A 17,396-nucleotide genomic window follows, 5' to 3' on the forward strand; every position below is an offset into this window, starting at 1 on the left:
GAACTCGTTACAACACTTGTAATCTAACACATATTTTTACCTGGGGCAACATTTTTGGTATGATGAAAACCGCAAATGAATAAAATCTATCGATAATTGGTGCTTCGAAGGAAACCCTCCAAACGGACAAATCAATGTCCTAATGGAGCAGTTTTGACGGATTGGAGCAGATATTTTTCCCGTTATCCTTTACAACTGTATTGAAGTAGGCAAATACCTATCCGTTGATTAGAGGAGGTTTTCGTTTGGATCACAGACTGCAAACCAAGGATTTGATTCATGTTGGTATCTTTACCGCCATTTATTATGCTGTTTTTTTTGCTGTTTCAATGGTCGGCTATGTTCCAGTATTGATTCCGGCGCTTCCCTTTCTTTGTCCGCTCGTAGCGGGAATTCCGTTTATGCTCTTTTTAACGAAGGTCCGCAAGTTCGGTATGGTGACAATCATGGGGACGATACTCAGCCTCCTCATGGTGCTCACGGGGCATCCGTGGCCAATTTTAGTAACGGGCACATTGTTCGCGTTAGCCGGAGACCTGATTTTCATGTCAGGGAACTATCGAAGCGGAACCGCCGTCCGGACCGGTTATATCGTGTTTAGCCAATGGACCGTTGGACTCATGCTCCCTTTATTTTTTATGCGCGAATCCTACTTCTCCTCCATCCGTGCTTCATTCGGTGACACCTATGCGGAAACGCTGATGTCCATTACTCCGGCTTGGGTATTCTGGACCATGTTTGCCGTAGCCGGAGCGGGAGGCTTATTAGGTGCCAGTCTGGGATTGTCTGTACTGAGGAAGCACTTTCGGCGGGCCGGAATCGCAGCATGAAGATAGCCGTTTTTTCGAATATGGGTGAATCCCGTCTTTGGCTGGATCCCCGCACAAAGATCATCATGCTGGCATCCGTCAATATCGTGATGATCGGTGGAAGCATAAGCGGGGCGGACGCTTTCATTCGACCCGCTTTGGGCCTGCTGCCTTTCTTGCTGCTTGCGGCTGAGAGAAAAACCATGCCCGCCTTTCTGTACCTGATCATCATGAGCGCTGCGCTAAGCATGGAAGCTTTTTTGGTTTCCCGTACCGCAGGGCTCTTGAATTTAGTGGCCGTCATAGCCTCCGGGCTGTTGTCTCGCTTCATTCCCGTGCTGGTCATGGGCTATTATGTCGTCAGTACGACCAAAATCAGCGAGCTTGTCGCAGCGCTGGAACGGCTGGGCCTCCCCCGGCAGATCATTATTCCCTTCTCGGTTATGCTTCGCTTCTTTCCAACAGTCGCAGAAGAAATGGCCGCCATCCAGGACGCGATGCGTATGCGTGGAATCCGCCTCGGCGGTCAGAACACCAGCGCCATGCTGGAATACCGAATTGTCCCCATGCTGATCTGCTGTGCGAAAATCGGCGAAGAGCTGTCGGCGGCTGCCTTGACCCGGGGGCTCGGCAAGCCCGTGCGCCGTACCAATATTTGCCGAATTGGCTTTTCGGCACTCGATTGGGCGCTCATCCTGATCAGTGTCGGGCTGCTGCTGACATGGTTGATCTATTAGGGGGTGTTTATCATGATTGAATTCAAGAAGGTGTCCTTCTCTTACGAGAGCGGAAATGGAAACGGAGGCTTGTCCGGCATTGAACTGACCATTCAAAGAGGAGAATTTGTGCTGCTTTGCGGCAGCTCCGGCTGTGGTAAAACAACGTTGACCCGCCTGATCAACGGTTTAATCCCCCACTACTATGCCGGGAATCTAACCGGACAGGTTCTGGTGAACGGCACTGACGTTTCTCGGGCTCCTTTATATGAAACCGCTGAGCTGGTTGGCTCCGTCTTCCAAAATCCGCGAAGCCAGTTCTTTAACGTGGACACGACCAGCGAGGTCGCCTTTGGCTGCGAGAATATGGGCCTGCCGGAAGAAGAAATCCGCACGCGCGTAGAACGGGCGACCGAGGAGCTCAGCTTGCATGCTTTGCTTAACCGCAGTATTTTTGCTCTCTCCGGCGGCGAAAAACAAAAGATTGCCTGCGGTTCCGTTGCTGCGCTTGACCCCCAAGTGATGGTTTTGGACGAGCCATCGTCCAATCTGGACGCGAAGGCCATCGAGGAATTAAGAGGCCTGCTGACCTACTGGAAGAGTCAAGGGAAAACGATCGTCATCTCCGAGCACCGCCTTTATTATTTGTCAGGCCTCGCCGATCGGGTACTCGTGATGGAAAACGGGCAGCTAATGGAGCAATATAAGGGCCCTGAATTTTATAGCCTGCCCAAACATCGGTTGGAGGATTTGGGGCTTCGCGTCCTCTCGATGGAGAGCCATTCAGGAGCAACAGGATCAGCAGGAGCAACGGAACCGCAAAACGAAGTCATTACCCTGTGCGACTTTGTTTTTGGATATTCAACTTGCTCCGAGGTGCTTCGGCTGAATCCGATAAGCGTTCCGAAGGGCGGCATCATTGCGGTCATCGGCCACAACGGCGCGGGGAAATCAACCTTTGCCCGATGCTTGTGCGGGTTGGAAAAAAAGTGCCGTGCCTCCGTTCTTGTAAACGGCTGCCGGTTATCCAATAAAGAGCGGTTGAAATCCTGTTATATGGTCATGCAGGATGTAAATCATCAGCTGTTTACAGAAAGTGTTCTTGACGAGGTGCTCATTTCCATGCAAATCCCGGATGTGGAGAAAGCACGTTCGATCTTGCGCCATCTCGATCTGCTACAGTTGGAGAATACGCACCCTATGTCCCTTTCCGGCGGACAAAAACAGCGTGTGGCGATTGCGTCAGCTGTGGCGTCAGAACGTGAACTGATTGTGTTTGACGAGCCGACCAGCGGTCTTGATCTTCAGCACATGCGGGAGGTGGCAGACTGCCTCACCCGACTTGCCGAGATGGGAAGAACATTATTCGTGATTACCCATGACCCTGAGCTCATTCTTTCCTGCTGCACCCATTTGCTGAGGCTCGAAAAGGGCAGCATCAAAGAGAACATAACGTTGGATTCCTCCGGCATGGATCGGATGCTTGATTATTTTTTGGAGGCTGGGGGCGGGTTGCGGAGAAAAGAGAAAGAAAAGGTGGTGTAGTGATGTCTCTTGAAGCATCGACTTATCTTGGAGATAATGTTTCCCTGATTTGCCGGGATGATATGTGTACGGTGTATAAGCTGGAGGATTCCACTGGAGAGGGCATGATGACCTGCTACAACATTTTCCCAGGAGTTGACCTGATGTACAATGATTTTCACATCGACAGCTGTCTCTCCTCCTTTCAAACGAACGCAGACCTGTTCTGCATCGACCATTGCCGGGAGGGCCGGCTTGAATGGGAAATGGACGATGGCAGCTATTTATATATGGAGGCGGCCGATCTGCAAATGAGCTCCCGCGCTCGGCATTCGCGAATGTTCCGGTTTCCACTGCGCCACTACCATGGGATCACCTTAGCCATTAACATAAATGAGGCTGCTTCGATATTGCCTGGTGTCATAGATGGCTTTTGCGTAGATATTCATGCATTGCGAAATCGGTTCTGCCATTGTGAAAAGCCATTTATTATGAGGGCAGGAAATTCCATCAAGCAAATTTTTGCTGAATTGTATGCAGTGCCGGAAGCGATACGCGCACCTTTCTTTAAAGTCAAGGTGTTGGAGCTTCTTCTTGTGTTAAGTACCATGGCGGTTCCACCGGGCGGCGGAGAACGTCCTTATTTTTACAAAACGCACGTAGAGAAAGTAAAAGCCATTATGGCTCTGATTACCTCAAAGCCGGAAAAGCGTTATACCCTGGAGGAGCTTTCCGCGCGGTTTGACTTCCCTATTACCTCCATGAAAAATTGTTTTAAGGGCGTGTACGGCACCTCCATTTACGCTTATATGAAGGCCTACAAGATGAATGCAGCGGCAGTAAGGCTGCGCAGAACGAAGGACAGCGTGACGACCATCGCGCTGGAAATGGGCTATGACAGCGCCAGCAAATTTTCGGCCGCCTTCAAATCCGTGATCGGTATGACGCCTGCTGAGTACCGGAAATCCGTTGTCTGAATGGAATACTGCCGTCTGTTTTGGTCTATTGAATACGTTAGGTTGACGATAAGATGAGGATGATCCTTTACAGGGGTCATCCTTATTTTGTTGGAGGTGAGAACAGAACATGAAGAGTTCCGGTACGTTCCGTACCATTCTTGAGTTTTCCAAAGAATGCAAATCATCGATGCTGCTATCTGTTTTATGTGCCATTCTTAGCGTTGCCGGCGGGCTCGTGCCTTTTTGGGGAGTTTATCAGATCATCCTCCTTTTCTTTGAGGGGACCCCAGCGATCGAAGATATTTTATTATGGTCAGGAATCTGTCTAACCGGCTATTTAGTAAAAGTTGTTTTTTACGGATTATCAACGGTGTTATCCCATATGTCCGCTTACCGGATTTTGGAGAGTCTCCGTCTGGCAATGACCAAGCGGCTCATCGAGGCTCCCTTAGGTGTTGTGCAAAGGTATACGGCGGGTAAGCTCAAGAACATGATTGTAGACCGAGTGGAGACCCTTGAGCTCCCCTTGGCGCACATGATTCCGGAGGGAATCTCCAATCTGCTGCTGCCTGCTGCCGTGTTTGTTTACATGATTGCCATCGATTGGCGAATGGCTGCGGCAGCTTTACTCTGCGTTCCACTTGGGGCAATGGTATATGCCATCATGATGAAAAGCTACAACAAGCAGTACGCCGCTTATATGGAAGCAAGCAATCATGTCAACAGTGTCATCGTGGAATATGTAGAAGGCATTGAGGTCATCAAAGCCTTTGGCCAATCCGCCGGTTCTTATGCAAAATACACTGGAGCGGTAAACGCGTTCAAGGAGCTGACGCTGGCGTGGTTTCATGCCACCTGGAAGCATATGAACCTAGGCGGGGCGATCCTGCCGTCGACTTTACTCGGCATTTTGCCGGTGGGCATGCTGCTTTACATCGACGGAAGCCTCAGTCCTGCGGAATTTACCCAGTGCATGATTCTGTCCTTAAGCATCATCGCGCCCATGACCTGGTTTACGATTGCGGTTAATGATTGGAAATCGATTGAGTATGCTATTCGGGAGGCTAATGAGCTGCTGCACTTGCCTGTACTGCCGGATGCAGCTGCCCCTGCTACGATTTCGTCTTATGGCGTGGAGCTTCAGGATGTGCACTTTCAGTACAATGAAAAAGACGGGGACGTTCTGCACGGCATCAATGTAGATCTGCCGGAAGGCAGCTTCACCGCGCTGGTTGGACCCTCCGGCAGCGGTAAATCCACCGCAGCTCGCTTGATTGCCCGGTTTTGGGATATAAATGGCGGTTCGATTCGAATCGGTGGTATTGACATTCGTCAAATCCCTCTAGCCCAGCTTTCGAGTCTAATCAGCTTCGTGACTCAGGACAACTTCCTGTTCCATTGTTCACTTATGGAGAACATTCGGGTGGGAAAACCGACCGCTTCCGATGAAGAGGTGTATGCTGCCGCCCGGGCTGCTCAATGCGAGGAATTCATCTCGCGATTCGAGCATGGCTGGCACACCCTCGCGGGAGAGGCCGGATCCAAGCTTTCTGGCGGTGAGAGGCAGCGCATCGTCATCGCCCGCGCCATTTTAAAGAACGCTCCTATTGTCATCCTCGATGAAGCGACCGCCTTTACCGATCCGGAAAACGAGGAAAAGCTTCAGCATTCCCTTGCGGCGCTTGCCAAGGGAAAGACGATGCTCGTTATCGCCCATCGCCTCTCCACCATCCGGCATGCCGATCAAATCGTCCTATTGGAACGCGGCCGCGTCAGCGCGAAGGGAACGCATCATCAATTGCTGAGTAGCAGCGAACTTTACCGAACCATGTGGCAGTCCCATATTGGGGCCAAAGCATGGGCGGCCAACAGCAGCTTTAAGGAGGATTCCCTGCATGCTTAAAACCATGTTCCGCATGATCCGCTGGACGGGAAAACGAAGATATCGGCTGTACTGGGGCTTCCTCTGGTCCTTTCTTCAAACGATGTTCACAGCGCTGCCCATTATGGGAGCCGCGTACGTGCTGAACCTTATGCTGGAGGATCAGGCCGGCAGCGTCACGTTAACCCCTGTTTGGGCGCTTTACCTGCTGCTTTTTATGATAGTAATGGTGCTGGGCCGATTCTTGTTCTCCTACTTGAGAGCTGTTTATCAAGAGAGCATCGGGCATGAGGTTACTGCGGATACCCGAATACAGATTGGCGATTTATTCAAGCGGGTTCCTCTCGGCTTCTTTGGCCGCAATAGAACAGGTCATTTGGCGGGTGCGGTCACGACCGACCTCTCCTTCATGGAAATGTATGCGATGAAAATGGTGGACACAGTGGTAGGCGGATATATCAGTACCTTTACGATGGTGCTTTGCTTACTGCCCTACAGTCCGCACGCGGCATTGGTCGCGATCCTCGGCATCGTGTTGTCCGCTTTGGCACTGCGAATGCTGGGGAGCTATAGCCATCGCAACGCTCCTGTTCATCAAGAAGCCCAAAACGACATCATTACCTCCGTGCTGGAATTTGCCCGTGGGATTCCCGTCGTCAAGGCATACGGACAGGAAGGTGCTTCCATGGAAAGTATACGCCAGGCGTTTCATACCCATCGACGGATTAATGTAAAAATTGAAAAGGAATTCGTCCCTGCCAACTGCCTGCATCAGCTTGCGCTGAAAGCAGCCTCCGTTGGGGTTACAGCTGTATCTGCGATCCTTACCGTGCAGGGAGGCTTATCCGTACCGGTCTTTCTCATGCTGGCCGTGTTCTCGTTTATCCTATTTAACCATGTAGAGCAAATCAACAACGCCACTCATGTCCTGCAAATCATCCGTGCCACGCTGGATAAGCAGGACGACATGAAACGTGTGCAGCTGATTGATGAGGACGGCAAAGACATGCAAGTCAAAGCGTACAGCATTGAATTGAATCAGGTTTCGTTTGCCTACGAACATCGCGAGGTGCTGAGCGGGATCAACGTAACGATTCCCGAGAACACGACAACTGCTATTGTGGGACCGTCAGGCTCCGGCAAAACAACGCTATGTCACCTCATTGCCCGGTTCTACGACGTGGATGAAGGAAGAATTTCCATTGGCGGTACAGATATTCGTCAGATGACCTGCGACAGCCTTCTTACAAACATCAGCATGGTCTTTCAGCAGGTGTATCTGTTTCATGATACGATTTTGAACAACATCAAGTTCGGCAAACCGGATGCTACAATGGACGAGGTAATCGAAGCTGCAAAGCAGGCACGCTGCCACAAATTTATAACGGCCCTGCCCGATGGTTATCACACCATGGTCGGTGAAGGCGGCTCCTCCCTTTCGGGCGGGGAAAAGCAGCGGATCTCCATTGCCCGCGCGATGCTCAAAGACGCCCCGATTATTATCTTGGACGAAGCGACGGCTAGCGTCGACCCCGAGAACGAGCATTACCTGCAAGAGGCCATCAGCAGACTTACTCGCGGAAAAACCGTCATTGTCATTGCGCATCGTCTCGCAACCATTGAAAAGGCCGATCAGATTATCGTGCTGGATCGCGGTCGTTTGGTACAACGAGGCACCCATGAACAACTGGCCGCAGCCGACGGGGTTTACCGCAGGTTTATCTCCATTCGTGAGAAAGCGGAAAACTGGAGCATCGCATAGCAAAAACACTCCTATCCCCGGCCCTTTTACAAAAAGGCTGGATAGAAGTGCTTGCCTCAGCACTAAGCGGAGAAAGGCCAGCTTAACTCGGTGATTTTACTGAACGGTAAAAAGGCTTCTGACCTCTTGGATATCTTGCGGAGAGGCCGCATCCGCGGGCTGGTAATAGCCTTTTTGAAACGCCAGCTGATAAAAGTCGTATTGGCGCTGTTCATCAAAATTGCGGGTATCGATTAACGCCTGCCGCAAGGACTGATTGTCGGTGTGGGCGATGTAAATCGCATAATTCATTAAGTTCGAGTGCATCGTGTGCAGGTAATCCAGCACCATGTCTTTTTCGTTCATCCAGGTTCCCCTCCTATTTTAAAAAGGTGATAAGTGTTTGCTGTGTTGCTCTCGCTGTCGCGGCTTCCTGCTGGAAAGCTTGTTTAATTTGCGGATCGGTAGCTTGCTGCGCGTAGGTTTCAAGCTTATTGGCGTCATTTTGTGTTTTACCGATAAGGTGACGCAGGTTTTGCAGCTCGAGTTCCGACAATTGCATGGTTGTGGACCTCCTTTCCTTTTTGTATGATTTGGCGTGAGTTCATGCCATCACGTTTTTTAATATCCCATTAGACATTCGAATTATTCCTGCACACAAAACATTTTTAAATAACTAAAAAAGTTTCCCTGTTCCAACATCTATACCCTCTATGAGAATCAGCGCATCTGCCGCTGGGCAACCGATAAAAAATCTCCCCACCGGCGATTAAGAAATCACAACCCTTTATTTTCCTCTTCGATAAAACAGAGGTGCATTTCCCGTCACGGCCTTAAATACCCTGCCGAAATTCGTAACGCTGCCGAAACCGACTTTCTTGGCGATCAGCTGCACCTTCATCGAGGATTCTTCAAGCAGCTTCTTCGCTTCTTTAATGCGAACGCTGTTTACATACTCCACGAACGTGAAACCCGTTGCTTCCTTAAAAAAACGGCTCAGATAATATGGGCTGATATAGAATTTCTCCGCCAGCAGCTGCAACGTTAATTGTTCCGGATAATGATCATTAATGTAACGAACAATTTCAAAAATCCTTTCGTGCATGGGGCTTGGCTGCTCCGAAGGCTCCAAGGCGTTTACCTTCATATGCCGGCAGCAGACGATCAGCAGCTGCATGACCAGCGTCTGCGTATACATTTCGAAGCCGGGCGGCCTCTCCTTCGATTCCTGAATCATACTTCGCGCAATCGCCTCAACAGTTAGCCGAAGCTGTAAGGGACAATGTATGATCAAATACTCGTTGTCAAAGAGCGGCTGCAAAATTTCTTTATGCGAGCCGTCCGGCGTAATCAAATGACTCGGGTGTATATTTATGATCAGCCGTTCATGCTCGGGCATTTCCGTATTCGTCGTTCGATGTAGAACATTCGGAGAGATAACGACGACATCGCCTTCGCTAATGACGAACGTCCGGTCTTTAATGAAAAATTCCCGATTGCCGGAAAGCAAGAAGTAAATTTCGTATGTACTATGAAAGTGGCTGTCCGGCATATGGTGACTTAATGCCTTCCGATAGGAAACGGAGAACGTTCCGGCTTCATTTTGAAAATGTAGATTTCCCGTTGCTTCCCCCTCCTCTATTTCACGATGTGCTTTCATTTTACCGCAAAATATAAGAAGAATTAAAGCATATACGCAAATAATGTACATTTTGTGATGGTAAGATGGAGGTAAGTTCAAGAAGGAGGATGTTACATATGAATTCCAATGTATCTACGCTGACCCCGATCCAATGGGCGGAAAAAGCCTGCGAAGCATTAATGGCCAAATTCGAACCGGAAATGCTGCCGCCGGACCGGTTTCACTATCATCAAGGCGTCTTTCTGTCCGGCATGGAGAAATGCTGGCGGCAGACTGGAGACCAGAAATATTATGATTACTTAAAAGCATGGGTAGACAGTCAAGTACTCGTGGATGGCAGCATCAAAAAGTTCAAGCCCGATGAGTTAGACGATATTCAGCCGGGAGTTCTTCTCTATAATTTATATGAGCAAACGGGAGACGAACGGTATAAGAAAGCCCTATATCATCTCGTTCCTTTGCTGAAGGAATGGAGAACGAACCCATCCGGCGGCTTCTGGCATAAAGGACATTACCCGAACCAAATGTGGCTCGACGGCTTGTATATGGCAGGTCCGATCGCCGTTCAGTTTGCGAAGACCTTCGGTGAAAGCGAATACTTTGACATGATGACGTTCCAAGCGCTCCTGATGGCAAAGCATACGAAAGACCCTGTCACCGGGCTGTTGTACCACGGTTGGGACGAAACCAAGGAAGCAGCTTGGGCGGATCCGGAAACCGGCTTGGCGCCTGAGTTCTGGGGACGAGCGATTGGCTGGTATCCGGTAGCTTTGCTGGAAATGTTCGAGTACCTGCCGGAGGATCACAAAGATAAAGCCGCGCTTACGGAAATTCTGCAAGATTTACTCATCGCCCTCACTAACTATCAGGATCCTGCAACGGGCTTATGGTATCAGGTTGTTGATAAAGGGGATCGTCCGGATAACTGGCTGGAAAATTCGTGTACTTCCTTGTATGTCCATGCCATCGCCAAAGCGGTGCGTTTCGGTTACCTTGACGAAAAATATATGGAGTATGCTTGGAAGGGCTATCAGGGCGTAATCGATACACTGAAGTTCGACGAGAACGGCAACGTTGTCATCGGTCAAATTTGTATCGGTACCGGCATCGGCGATTACGCTCATTATATTGCCCGTCCGACCAGTGAGAACGATCTGCACGGCGCAGGAGCCTTTATTCTGATGTGCGTAGAAATGAGCCAAGCGAAGCCGCAATCGTAATGTGAAAAAGCCGCATGATCCTATGAAAAAATGGATCATGCGGCTTTTGGTTTAATAAAATCGGTATGCTCTTTTCCCTGCTGCTTTCGCTTGATACAAAGCCTGATCGGCCTTTTTCAACAGTGCGTTTAAGTCTTGACGATCCTCCGGATGGCAGGTGACGATGCCGATGCTGGCTGATAAATCGCACTCTTTTATCGGAAACTCCCAGGCAGACAAACGGGAAATGATTTCTTCCGCATAAGTAGAGAGAAGTGCTGAATCCATCACCTCTGGAACAGTAATGATAAACTCATCACCACCCAGCCGCACAGCAAACCCATTATGTTTTGTAACGTACGAATTTATACGGTGAGAGGCCTCTTTTAATACGAAGTCTCCCTTGTCATGTCCGTAAAGATCATTGACCTTCTTAAACCCATCTAAATCAAGGAAAAAGATCGCCCCGCTTGTTGAAGGCTCGGCGGAAAAATGCTTGGATAGATACTGCCTATTGTACAGGCCGGTCAAAGCATCTCGAAAGGCCATTTGCTCTAAGGCGAGATAATAGGAGAACATTTTAGAAATACGCTGCAGCATTCGAACGCTCTTTGGGTCGAACGTGGATGCTAAGGAGTGGACAGCACAAAGCGTTCCAAATACTTCCCCGTTCTCCTGTACGATCGGAACTCCAACATAGGAATTCACATTTGCATCCAGAATTACATTTCTCACGTCATCTAAACATGATTCTTTACTCATGTCTTCATAGATTAATGGCATCCGGTTATCGAAATCAATCCTTTGGCAAACCGTACCTTGTATGTCAAGCTCCATGCCCTCTGTTATCCGGCTTCCCGAGTTGTTGTCCAATACTTTTAAAATAAGCTGTTGGGTTTGAGTTATCGCACTTAGGAATATGAGCTTGTCCTTCATAAATTCACTGGCCATTTGCAAAACATCATTTGCTAATTCTTCAAAATTGGTATAAAGCTGAAGTTCATTTGAAGAAATCATTACGAATCCACTTCCTCTTATGTCGTTCCTGTTTCACTCCGTTGCCCTTATTATGAACTCGATAGTTTTAAAAAGTAAACGAAATTTGACGCGTGTCAAAAACAGGACAAACAAAAGAGTGATTCTCTTCCACCGCGAAATGTGGTTCGAATCACTCTTTCGTCTATAGTAAAACATATTTATGATTATTAATACACGTCACGCTGGTAACGCCCTTGCTCCTGCAAATCATTTAAGTATGCTTCTGCGGCTTCACGAGACATCGAGCCTTCTTTTTCGATAATATCGATCAGCATGTTGTGGACGTCTTTCGCCATATGCTGCTTATCTCCGCAAATATAGAAATAAGCTCCACCCTGCAGCCATTCAAACAATTCTTTACTGTTTTCAAGCATTTTGTGCTGTACATATACTTTTTGCTCGGTATCACGGGAAAACGCCGCATCTAAGCGAGTCAACACACCGTCCTTTTGATACTGCTCCAATTCATCCTGATATAGGAAGTCCGTAGCCGAACGCTGGTCGCCGAAAAACAACCATGCTCTACCTGCTGCTTTTGTTACCGCACGTTCCTGAATGAAGGAACGGAATGGCGCAATTCCTGTTCCCGGGCCAACCATAATAATATCCTTCTCTTGCGATTCCGGCAGATTAAAGTGTTTATTTTGCTGAATAAATACTGGAACCGTATCCCCTTCTGGCAGGCGCTCCGCGCAGTAAACCGAGCATACTCCCTTGCGTTCACGTCCGTGAGCCATGTATCGCACGGCACCGATGGTAAGGTGCACTTCCTCCGGGTTCGCGGCGATGCTGCTTGCGATGGAATACAGACGCGGCGGCATTTTTCGCAGAAGCGACAGCATTTCTTCGGCGGAAGCCTTCCATGGACCGAAATCGCGCAGCAAATCAAGGAAATCACGGCCGTCAATGTATTCCTTCAATTGCTCCACATTTTCACTCGATACCAGCTGCTGAAGCTCTGCATGATCTGTAAAGCTCGCTGCTTGCTGTACAATTTTTTTCGTCAATAACGTAATTTCGAAATGAGTAGTTAGCGCTTCTTTTAATGGGAGGGTATCGCCCTGCTTATTAATGGTGATCGGCTGCTCCGCATCCCATTTCGTTTCCTCCAGAATCGCAGATACAAGCTGTGGATCATTCGCCGGGATGACTCCCAAGCAATCTCCAGGCACATAGGAGAGGTTCGATCCCTTTAACGATAGCTCCAGGTGTCTCGTTTCTTTACTGGATCCAGCACCATTTAAATTAACATTTTTAAGTACCTTTGCTTGAAAAGGATTCGTTCTTGAATAAGCGGTTTGTCCTTCCGTCGTTTGCATAATCTCCACCTCTATATCTTTACATAGTGATAAAACTCATTGATCTAAACAGAAAAGCAAGTACGTTAATTAAAACACTCGTCATGAGGTTCTTCAAGATGTCCAGGGTAAAAATATGTGCTATGAATTGTCTATTTCTTGAAAATTTCATCCCTGTACCCTACCCTATATACTAACGATAATCTCTGATTTTCTCAACCGGTTGATAATCGTTCGCATTTCTTTGAATAGAAGCGCCTTTATGTAGGCAAAAAGGGAACCCCCTTTAACGGAAAAAGCCTTGGATCTAAAGCAGGCCTTTTCCGATCAAGGGGGTTCTTAACGTTGAAAATAATTATTCGTTCTTGCTGTTAATCAAATCTGCTTTTTGCAGCAGCTTTTCCAGCATTACTGCCGTTTGCGCTCTCGTTACCGAATCGGCTGGATGTAAATTCCCATTGTACCCTTGTGCAATACCCTGGTTTACAACCGCTGCCGTTGCATTGACAGCCCAATCACCCACTTCACGGTGGTCATCGAATTGATCCAAAAGCTGCACGGCCTCCTGCTGATTCATTCCCTCTTCAAGCTTCGAGAGCTTCATCGCACGATTCAAAATTACCATTGCTTCTACTCGAGAAATCGTTTGGTTCGGCTGGAACGTTCCATCCTCGTAACCGTTGACCAATCCGTAGGCCAAGGCAGCTTGAACGGCTTGGTAATACCATTCGGAGCTGTGAATATCCGTCATCATAACGCCAGCCTGATGGCTTGTCTTATACAGTCCCATTGCCCTAGTGACAAGTGCTGCAAACTCAGCTCGGGTAATGTTTTGGTCCGGAGCAAATTCCTGATCCGAGATCCCTTGGATGATAAGTCTGGAGCCCATATTGTTAACGGAATCCTTACTCCAATGCTGCTCGACATCGGTAAATGATGTTGGGTTCCAAACGACAGAATAGGTGCTGTTCGTTAAACTGCTAATAAGTGCAAAATACGCCCCGTCCATGGACACCACCTTAGTAGGTACATGAGAAATCGTTCCATCGCTGTTTAAGACGACGCCTGTCGTGATTCTGCTCGGGTCTACTCCATTTGGAATCGCAATGGCCCGCTCAACGTAGCTGTTGAACGTATTGACGTCCACCGTATTACCGTTATAAGTCGCTTGAACTTCGAAATCAACAGGCTCGATAACCAACTCAAGCTTTTCTTTTTGCGAAGCCAGCTTCATTTGATCCCTATTTTCCTGCGACGATTGTGCAATGCGAATGCCGATTGTAATATCTTTCAGTTCAACCTTAGCACCCATTTGACTAGAGATCCGGTCAATGTTGATTTGGGAGGCTGGAAGCGTATAATGAGCACGATTAGTCTGGATTTCAATAACCGCCTCTTTCCTTTCCATCGCCTTAACCAGTTGACCGTTCAGCTCTCCGATAACAATTTCGGAATCCGATTGTACCGGAATACTGACGGATCGGCTGCTATCCTGCTCGATACGTGCGATCACCTTGTCATTATCTACTTGTACCTTCGTTACTTTTTTGCCCGCTACGTTAGAAGTCGATGCCGTAGCGGATTGTTCTTGAATTTTCCCGTCTACTTTAACAGCTATTCCTTGGTTCTGTTGAGATGCGGCTGGTTGTGCAGGAGCTGCATAAGCTGGCGCAGCGCCCCCGCCGCCGGAAGATTCTTCATCAGACGATGCCGCGCGGATCACATTTAATACGTACGTCTTACGGGTAACGCCGTCCTGCGCAAGCACCTCAATACTTACTGTGTTGCTGCCCTCTTGGAGCGCAACGCTTGTTCCTACATTATTTTGCATCTCCAATTGATTCAAGCTGAGCTTCGCATTCGGCTCGTAGACGGCAGCAGTAACGGTTACCTCGGCCGTTAAATTCGGTACATTTGCTTCATAGCTTGGTTGTTCTTCGTTAAATACAGGCATAAAATTGACCGAATCTACAGAAAGCAGCTTTAAACGCGCATCATTGGACAATGCTCTAGAAATCCGAATTTCATAGGTCATCAACGTTCCGTCCTGGGCAGTCACTTGGACAGGAATTACGTTATCGCCGACCGAAAGCGGAATCGTCGCGATTGCCGTTCCAGCAAGCATGGCCTGGGACTCATGATTAATATTGATGCTAGCATATTGGTTATAAACCGAAGCGGTTACCGTAGCACTAGCAACCTCGTTTGAAACCTGGAGGTGAAAACTCGTTTGATTCGTAGTGTCCGTGCTGGTCACAAGAGTTGTTGTTTTCTCCTCTGCTGCGACAACAAGGTCAGAAAGCTTAGCATTCGCCGATTTCAATACATCGATGCGAGCGAAAGCCGTGTCGGTAAGCTGCCCGCTGTCACTAACCTGATATTGAAATGACTCTGTCGTGCTGCTGTCCGTAATAAATCCTGCGTTAGGCGTATAGGTAAACATTCCCCCGCCATTCGCTTCCAACGTAACTATCCCGTTCTGCGGCTGTTGTACGATCGTATACGTCAATTGTTCAGACGTACTCTCTACGTCGGCTGCTGCAAGGCGCCCGTTAAAAGAGGTATCAACAAACGTCGAATAGCGGGTATCTGTCGCGGCCGGAGCATCGTTGATCTCTTGAATGGAAACCTGAATGTGCGCGATATTGGAATCGGATATCCCGTCATTTACCTTGAACGTAAAGGAATCCGAACCATTCTCGTTGAGATTTGGCTGATAAACATAGGCTCCAGTAGCCGGATTCGTAATGGTTACTGTTCCTTTGCCCGGCTGATCCACCACACTGTATATTAGCGTATCCCCGTCTACATCTTTGCCCGGTAAAGTACCATGAGCTGCGGTATCCTCGACTGCGTGAAGCGTACCATTTTCCGCTATAGGCGTATCCTGTACCGGTGTGATCGTGACGGTAATGGAAGCTGGCAAGGAGTTTGATCTTCCATCGTTGGTTTTGAAGCTAAATTCATCCGTTCCCGTGGCGTCTAGGTTAGGGGTATAACGGTATGTTCCCGCTGCCGGATCGGTAATCGTCACCGTACCCTTCGAAGCCGGAGTCACAATGTGATACGTTAACGGTTCCTGATCAGCATCGGTGCCTTTGAGTGTTCCCGTAGCGAAGCTATCCTCCGTTACGTTGAGAACGTCAGGCAGAGCTATAGGTATAGAGTTGTTTGATGCAAATGTAGTTCTTCCGCTCGTCGTACCGTCTCCCAATAACCCTGTGGCATTGTATCCGGTCGAGTAGATCCGATTTCCGCTCGTTACAATGAAGCTATTATTGCTGCCCGCAAAAATGAGGCTTGGATCCGGTACATTTGTTACCGTTTCAATTTTATAAGTATTAGCTGACGTTCCATCCCCTACTAAGCCGGAGTTGCGCCCCCAGATATATACGCGTTTTTGCTCATCAATCGCCATGGTATGAAAATCACCGGCGGACATCTTTGTTATTCCGGATAATCCCGTGATCTGCACTGGCGTCAATTGGTTGCTCGGCGATACAGGAGCGTTCGGATCAACGACATCGGTATTCAGCTGATTTTGTGCATTATATCCCCAGCCCCATAAGGTTCCATCCGTTCTTAGGGCAAAGCCGCCAATTCGCGATTTTGAAACAGCGATAATGCCAGATAAATTGGGGACGCTTACCGGGATTGTTGATTGTACTGTAGTGCCATTCCCCAATGCGCCGTATTCACCTATTCCCCAGGTCGAAACGGTTCCATCGCCTTTCAAAGCGACGGCGCCATAATAATTTGCGGAAACTTGAATCACACCTGTTAAGCCCATGACTTGTACCGGGATATTCGAGTTTGCTGATGAATTATTTCCCAGCGCTCCGGACGAACCGCTGCCCCAAGAATATACGGTGCCATCACTTTTTACTGCATAACCGGTTAAGGCGCCTGCGGCGATTGAAACAATACCGGATAGTCCGGGTACCTGGACAGGGAGCAAAGATTCCGTAGTGGTTCCGTTCCCAAGCTGTCCGGCAATATTGCTGCCCCAAGCCCATACCGTTCCGTCATGTTTGAGTGCAAAGCTGGTGCTGTCGCCCAAAGCGATCATAGCCACATCCGAGATGGTTTGCAATTTCTCATAATAAGGCGAGTAAACACCAGACGGTGCCTTTGTACCATTGCCGAATTGGCCGTAAAGATTGTGGCCCGCCACCCAAAGAGCTCCGTCATTGGTCAAAACCATTGAAGTGTGCACGGTACTGTCCATTTGAACAATGGTTCCGGCAGGATTTGCATTCGTTGTTCCAAAGGGAACGATCATGACGATAAGTGCCATAACTAAACAACCGGTTATCCATTTGCGTAAAAAGGTGTTCACCAAAGTCCTCCTATGCTTGTCTGTTCTAAGCTGATGTGAGAGTTAAATACGTTTTCCTTTTTACACCACTGACTGTTTTTCTTTTTTCATCCCCTTTCTCGCCAAAAAAAATACAGCGTAATACGACATTATTCGACAACAATGCCACATTATCCTTTTCAAAAAGAGAGAATTTTCTTTAACTCCAAAATTTACATTTTAGGAACACGAAAAAGGACCGGCGAGATTCATACCGGCCCTTCTTTTCAT

13 protein-coding genes are annotated in these 17,396 nt (G+C 48.4%); 7 read left to right on the plus strand and 6 right to left on the minus strand.

Annotation, left to right across the window (positions count from 1 at the left end):
• The first annotated feature begins 245 nt into the window (after positions 1-245).
• The 6 genes from GQS10_RS06280 to GQS10_RS06305 all read left to right on the plus strand — a co-directional run bounded on the left by GQS10_RS06280 (position 246) and on the right by GQS10_RS06305 (position 7,652).
• The gene (locus tag GQS10_RS06280) at positions 246-830 is read left to right on the plus strand and encodes an MptD family putative ECF transporter S component (protein ID WP_166240180.1); all 585 of its coding nucleotides are present in this window, start codon (positions 246-248) and stop codon (positions 828-830) included.
• Positions 827-1,546: an energy-coupling factor transporter transmembrane component T gene (locus tag GQS10_RS06285; RefSeq protein WP_166240182.1), complete on the plus strand. Its 720-nt coding sequence runs from the start codon at positions 827-829 to the stop codon at positions 1,544-1,546. The genes GQS10_RS06280 and GQS10_RS06285 overlap by 4 nt, the downstream gene beginning before the upstream one ends.
• Before the next feature lie 12 nt (positions 1,547-1,558).
• Positions 1,559-3,070 carry an ABC transporter ATP-binding protein gene (locus tag GQS10_RS06290; protein ID WP_166240184.1) on the plus strand — a complete coding sequence of 504 codons (1,512 nt, stop codon included), beginning with the start codon at positions 1,559-1,561 and terminating at the stop codon, positions 3,068-3,070.
• Positions 3,071-3,072: 2 nt separating this feature from the next.
• Positions 3,073-4,026, plus strand: a complete 954-nt coding sequence (locus GQS10_RS06295; RefSeq protein ID WP_166240186.1) for a helix-turn-helix domain-containing protein — start codon at positions 3,073-3,075, stop codon at positions 4,024-4,026.
• 109 nt (positions 4,027-4,135) lie between these two features.
• Positions 4,136-5,911 (plus strand): ABC transporter ATP-binding protein, encoded by a 1,776-nt coding sequence (locus GQS10_RS06300; RefSeq protein WP_166240188.1) that lies wholly within the window; start codon positions 4,136-4,138, stop codon positions 5,909-5,911.
• Positions 5,904-7,652 carry an ABC transporter ATP-binding protein gene (locus GQS10_RS06305; RefSeq protein ID WP_166240190.1) on the plus strand — a complete coding sequence of 583 codons (1,749 nt, stop codon included), beginning with the start codon at positions 5,904-5,906 and terminating at the stop codon, positions 7,650-7,652. Before GQS10_RS06300 ends, GQS10_RS06305 begins: the two co-directional genes overlap by 8 nt.
• Positions 7,653-7,748: 96 nt before the next feature.
• On the opposite strand, the gene GQS10_RS06310 is transcribed toward GQS10_RS06305, so the two are convergent.
• The 3 genes from GQS10_RS06310 to GQS10_RS06320 all read right to left on the minus strand — a co-directional run bounded on the left by GQS10_RS06310 (position 7,749) and on the right by GQS10_RS06320 (position 9,291).
• On the minus strand, positions 7,749-7,997 hold the full coding sequence (locus tag GQS10_RS06310) for a spore coat protein (protein WP_166240192.1): 249 nt from the start codon (positions 7,995-7,997) through the stop codon (positions 7,749-7,751).
• 13 nt (positions 7,998-8,010) lie between these two features.
• Positions 8,011-8,193, minus strand: coding sequence for a hypothetical protein (locus GQS10_RS06315; RefSeq protein ID WP_166240194.1), 183 nt, complete (start codon positions 8,191-8,193; stop codon positions 8,011-8,013).
• A 225-nt stretch (positions 8,194-8,418) separates the two neighbouring features.
• The gene (locus tag GQS10_RS06320) at positions 8,419-9,291 is read right to left on the minus strand and encodes an AraC family transcriptional regulator (protein ID WP_166240196.1); all 873 of its coding nucleotides are present in this window, start codon (positions 9,289-9,291) and stop codon (positions 8,419-8,421) included.
• 98 nt (positions 9,292-9,389) lie between these two features.
• Between GQS10_RS06320 and GQS10_RS06325 the strand changes: the two genes are divergently transcribed.
• Positions 9,390-10,493 carry a glycoside hydrolase family 88/105 protein gene (locus tag GQS10_RS06325; protein WP_166240198.1) on the plus strand — a complete coding sequence of 368 codons (1,104 nt, stop codon included), beginning with the start codon at positions 9,390-9,392 and terminating at the stop codon, positions 10,491-10,493.
• Positions 10,494-10,544: 51 nt separating this feature from the next.
• Here the strand turns inward: GQS10_RS06325 and GQS10_RS06330 are convergent, their stop codons facing one another.
• The 3 genes from GQS10_RS06330 to GQS10_RS06340 form a co-directional block, all read right to left on the minus strand.
• Positions 10,545-11,489 carry a sensor domain-containing diguanylate cyclase gene (locus GQS10_RS06330; RefSeq protein ID WP_166240200.1) on the minus strand — a complete coding sequence of 315 codons (945 nt, stop codon included), beginning with the start codon at positions 11,487-11,489 and terminating at the stop codon, positions 10,545-10,547.
• A gap of 188 nt (positions 11,490-11,677) precedes the next feature.
• Positions 11,678-12,829 carry a sulfite reductase subunit alpha gene (locus GQS10_RS06335; protein ID WP_166240202.1) on the minus strand — a complete coding sequence of 384 codons (1,152 nt, stop codon included), beginning with the start codon at positions 12,827-12,829 and terminating at the stop codon, positions 11,678-11,680.
• Positions 12,830-13,163: 334 nt separating this feature from the next.
• Complete coding sequence (locus GQS10_RS06340) at positions 13,164-17,147, minus strand: RCC1 domain-containing protein (protein WP_166240203.1); 3,984 nt, start codon at positions 17,145-17,147, stop codon at positions 13,164-13,166.
• Positions 17,148-17,396: the final 249 nt, after the last annotated feature.

Source organism: Paenibacillus turpanensis (assembly GCF_011421635.1).
In the GTDB taxonomy this organism is placed as follows: Bacteria; Bacillota; Bacilli; order Paenibacillales; family YIM-B00363; genus Paenibacillus_AK; species Paenibacillus_AK turpanensis.

Coding starts and splice junctions, on each gene's coding strand:
- GQS10_RS06320 (WP_166240196.1), bottom strand. CDS start 9,291: ATGAAAGCACATCGTGAAATAGAGGAGGGGGAAGCAACGGGAAATCTA.
- GQS10_RS06315 (WP_166240194.1), bottom strand. CDS start 8,193: ATGCAATTGTCGGAACTCGAGCTGCAAAACCTGCGTCACCTTATCGGT.
- GQS10_RS06300 (WP_166240188.1), top strand. CDS start 4,136: ATGAAGAGTTCCGGTACGTTCCGTACCATTCTTGAGTTTTCCAAAGAA.
- GQS10_RS06285 (WP_166240182.1), top strand. CDS start 827: ATGAAGATAGCCGTTTTTTCGAATATGGGTGAATCCCGTCTTTGGCTG.
- GQS10_RS06295 (WP_166240186.1), top strand. CDS start 3,073: ATGTCTCTTGAAGCATCGACTTATCTTGGAGATAATGTTTCCCTGATT.
- GQS10_RS06290 (WP_166240184.1), top strand. CDS start 1,559: ATGATTGAATTCAAGAAGGTGTCCTTCTCTTACGAGAGCGGAAATGGA.
- GQS10_RS06310 (WP_166240192.1), bottom strand. CDS start 7,997: ATGAACGAAAAAGACATGGTGCTGGATTACCTGCACACGATGCACTCG.
- GQS10_RS06305 (WP_166240190.1), top strand. CDS start 5,904: ATGCTTAAAACCATGTTCCGCATGATCCGCTGGACGGGAAAACGAAGA.
- GQS10_RS06325 (WP_166240198.1), top strand. CDS start 9,390: ATGAATTCCAATGTATCTACGCTGACCCCGATCCAATGGGCGGAAAAA.
- GQS10_RS06335 (WP_166240202.1), bottom strand. CDS start 12,829: ATGCAAACGACGGAAGGACAAACCGCTTATTCAAGAACGAATCCTTTT.
- GQS10_RS06330 (WP_166240200.1), bottom strand. CDS start 11,489: ATGATTTCTTCAAATGAACTTCAGCTTTATACCAATTTTGAAGAATTA.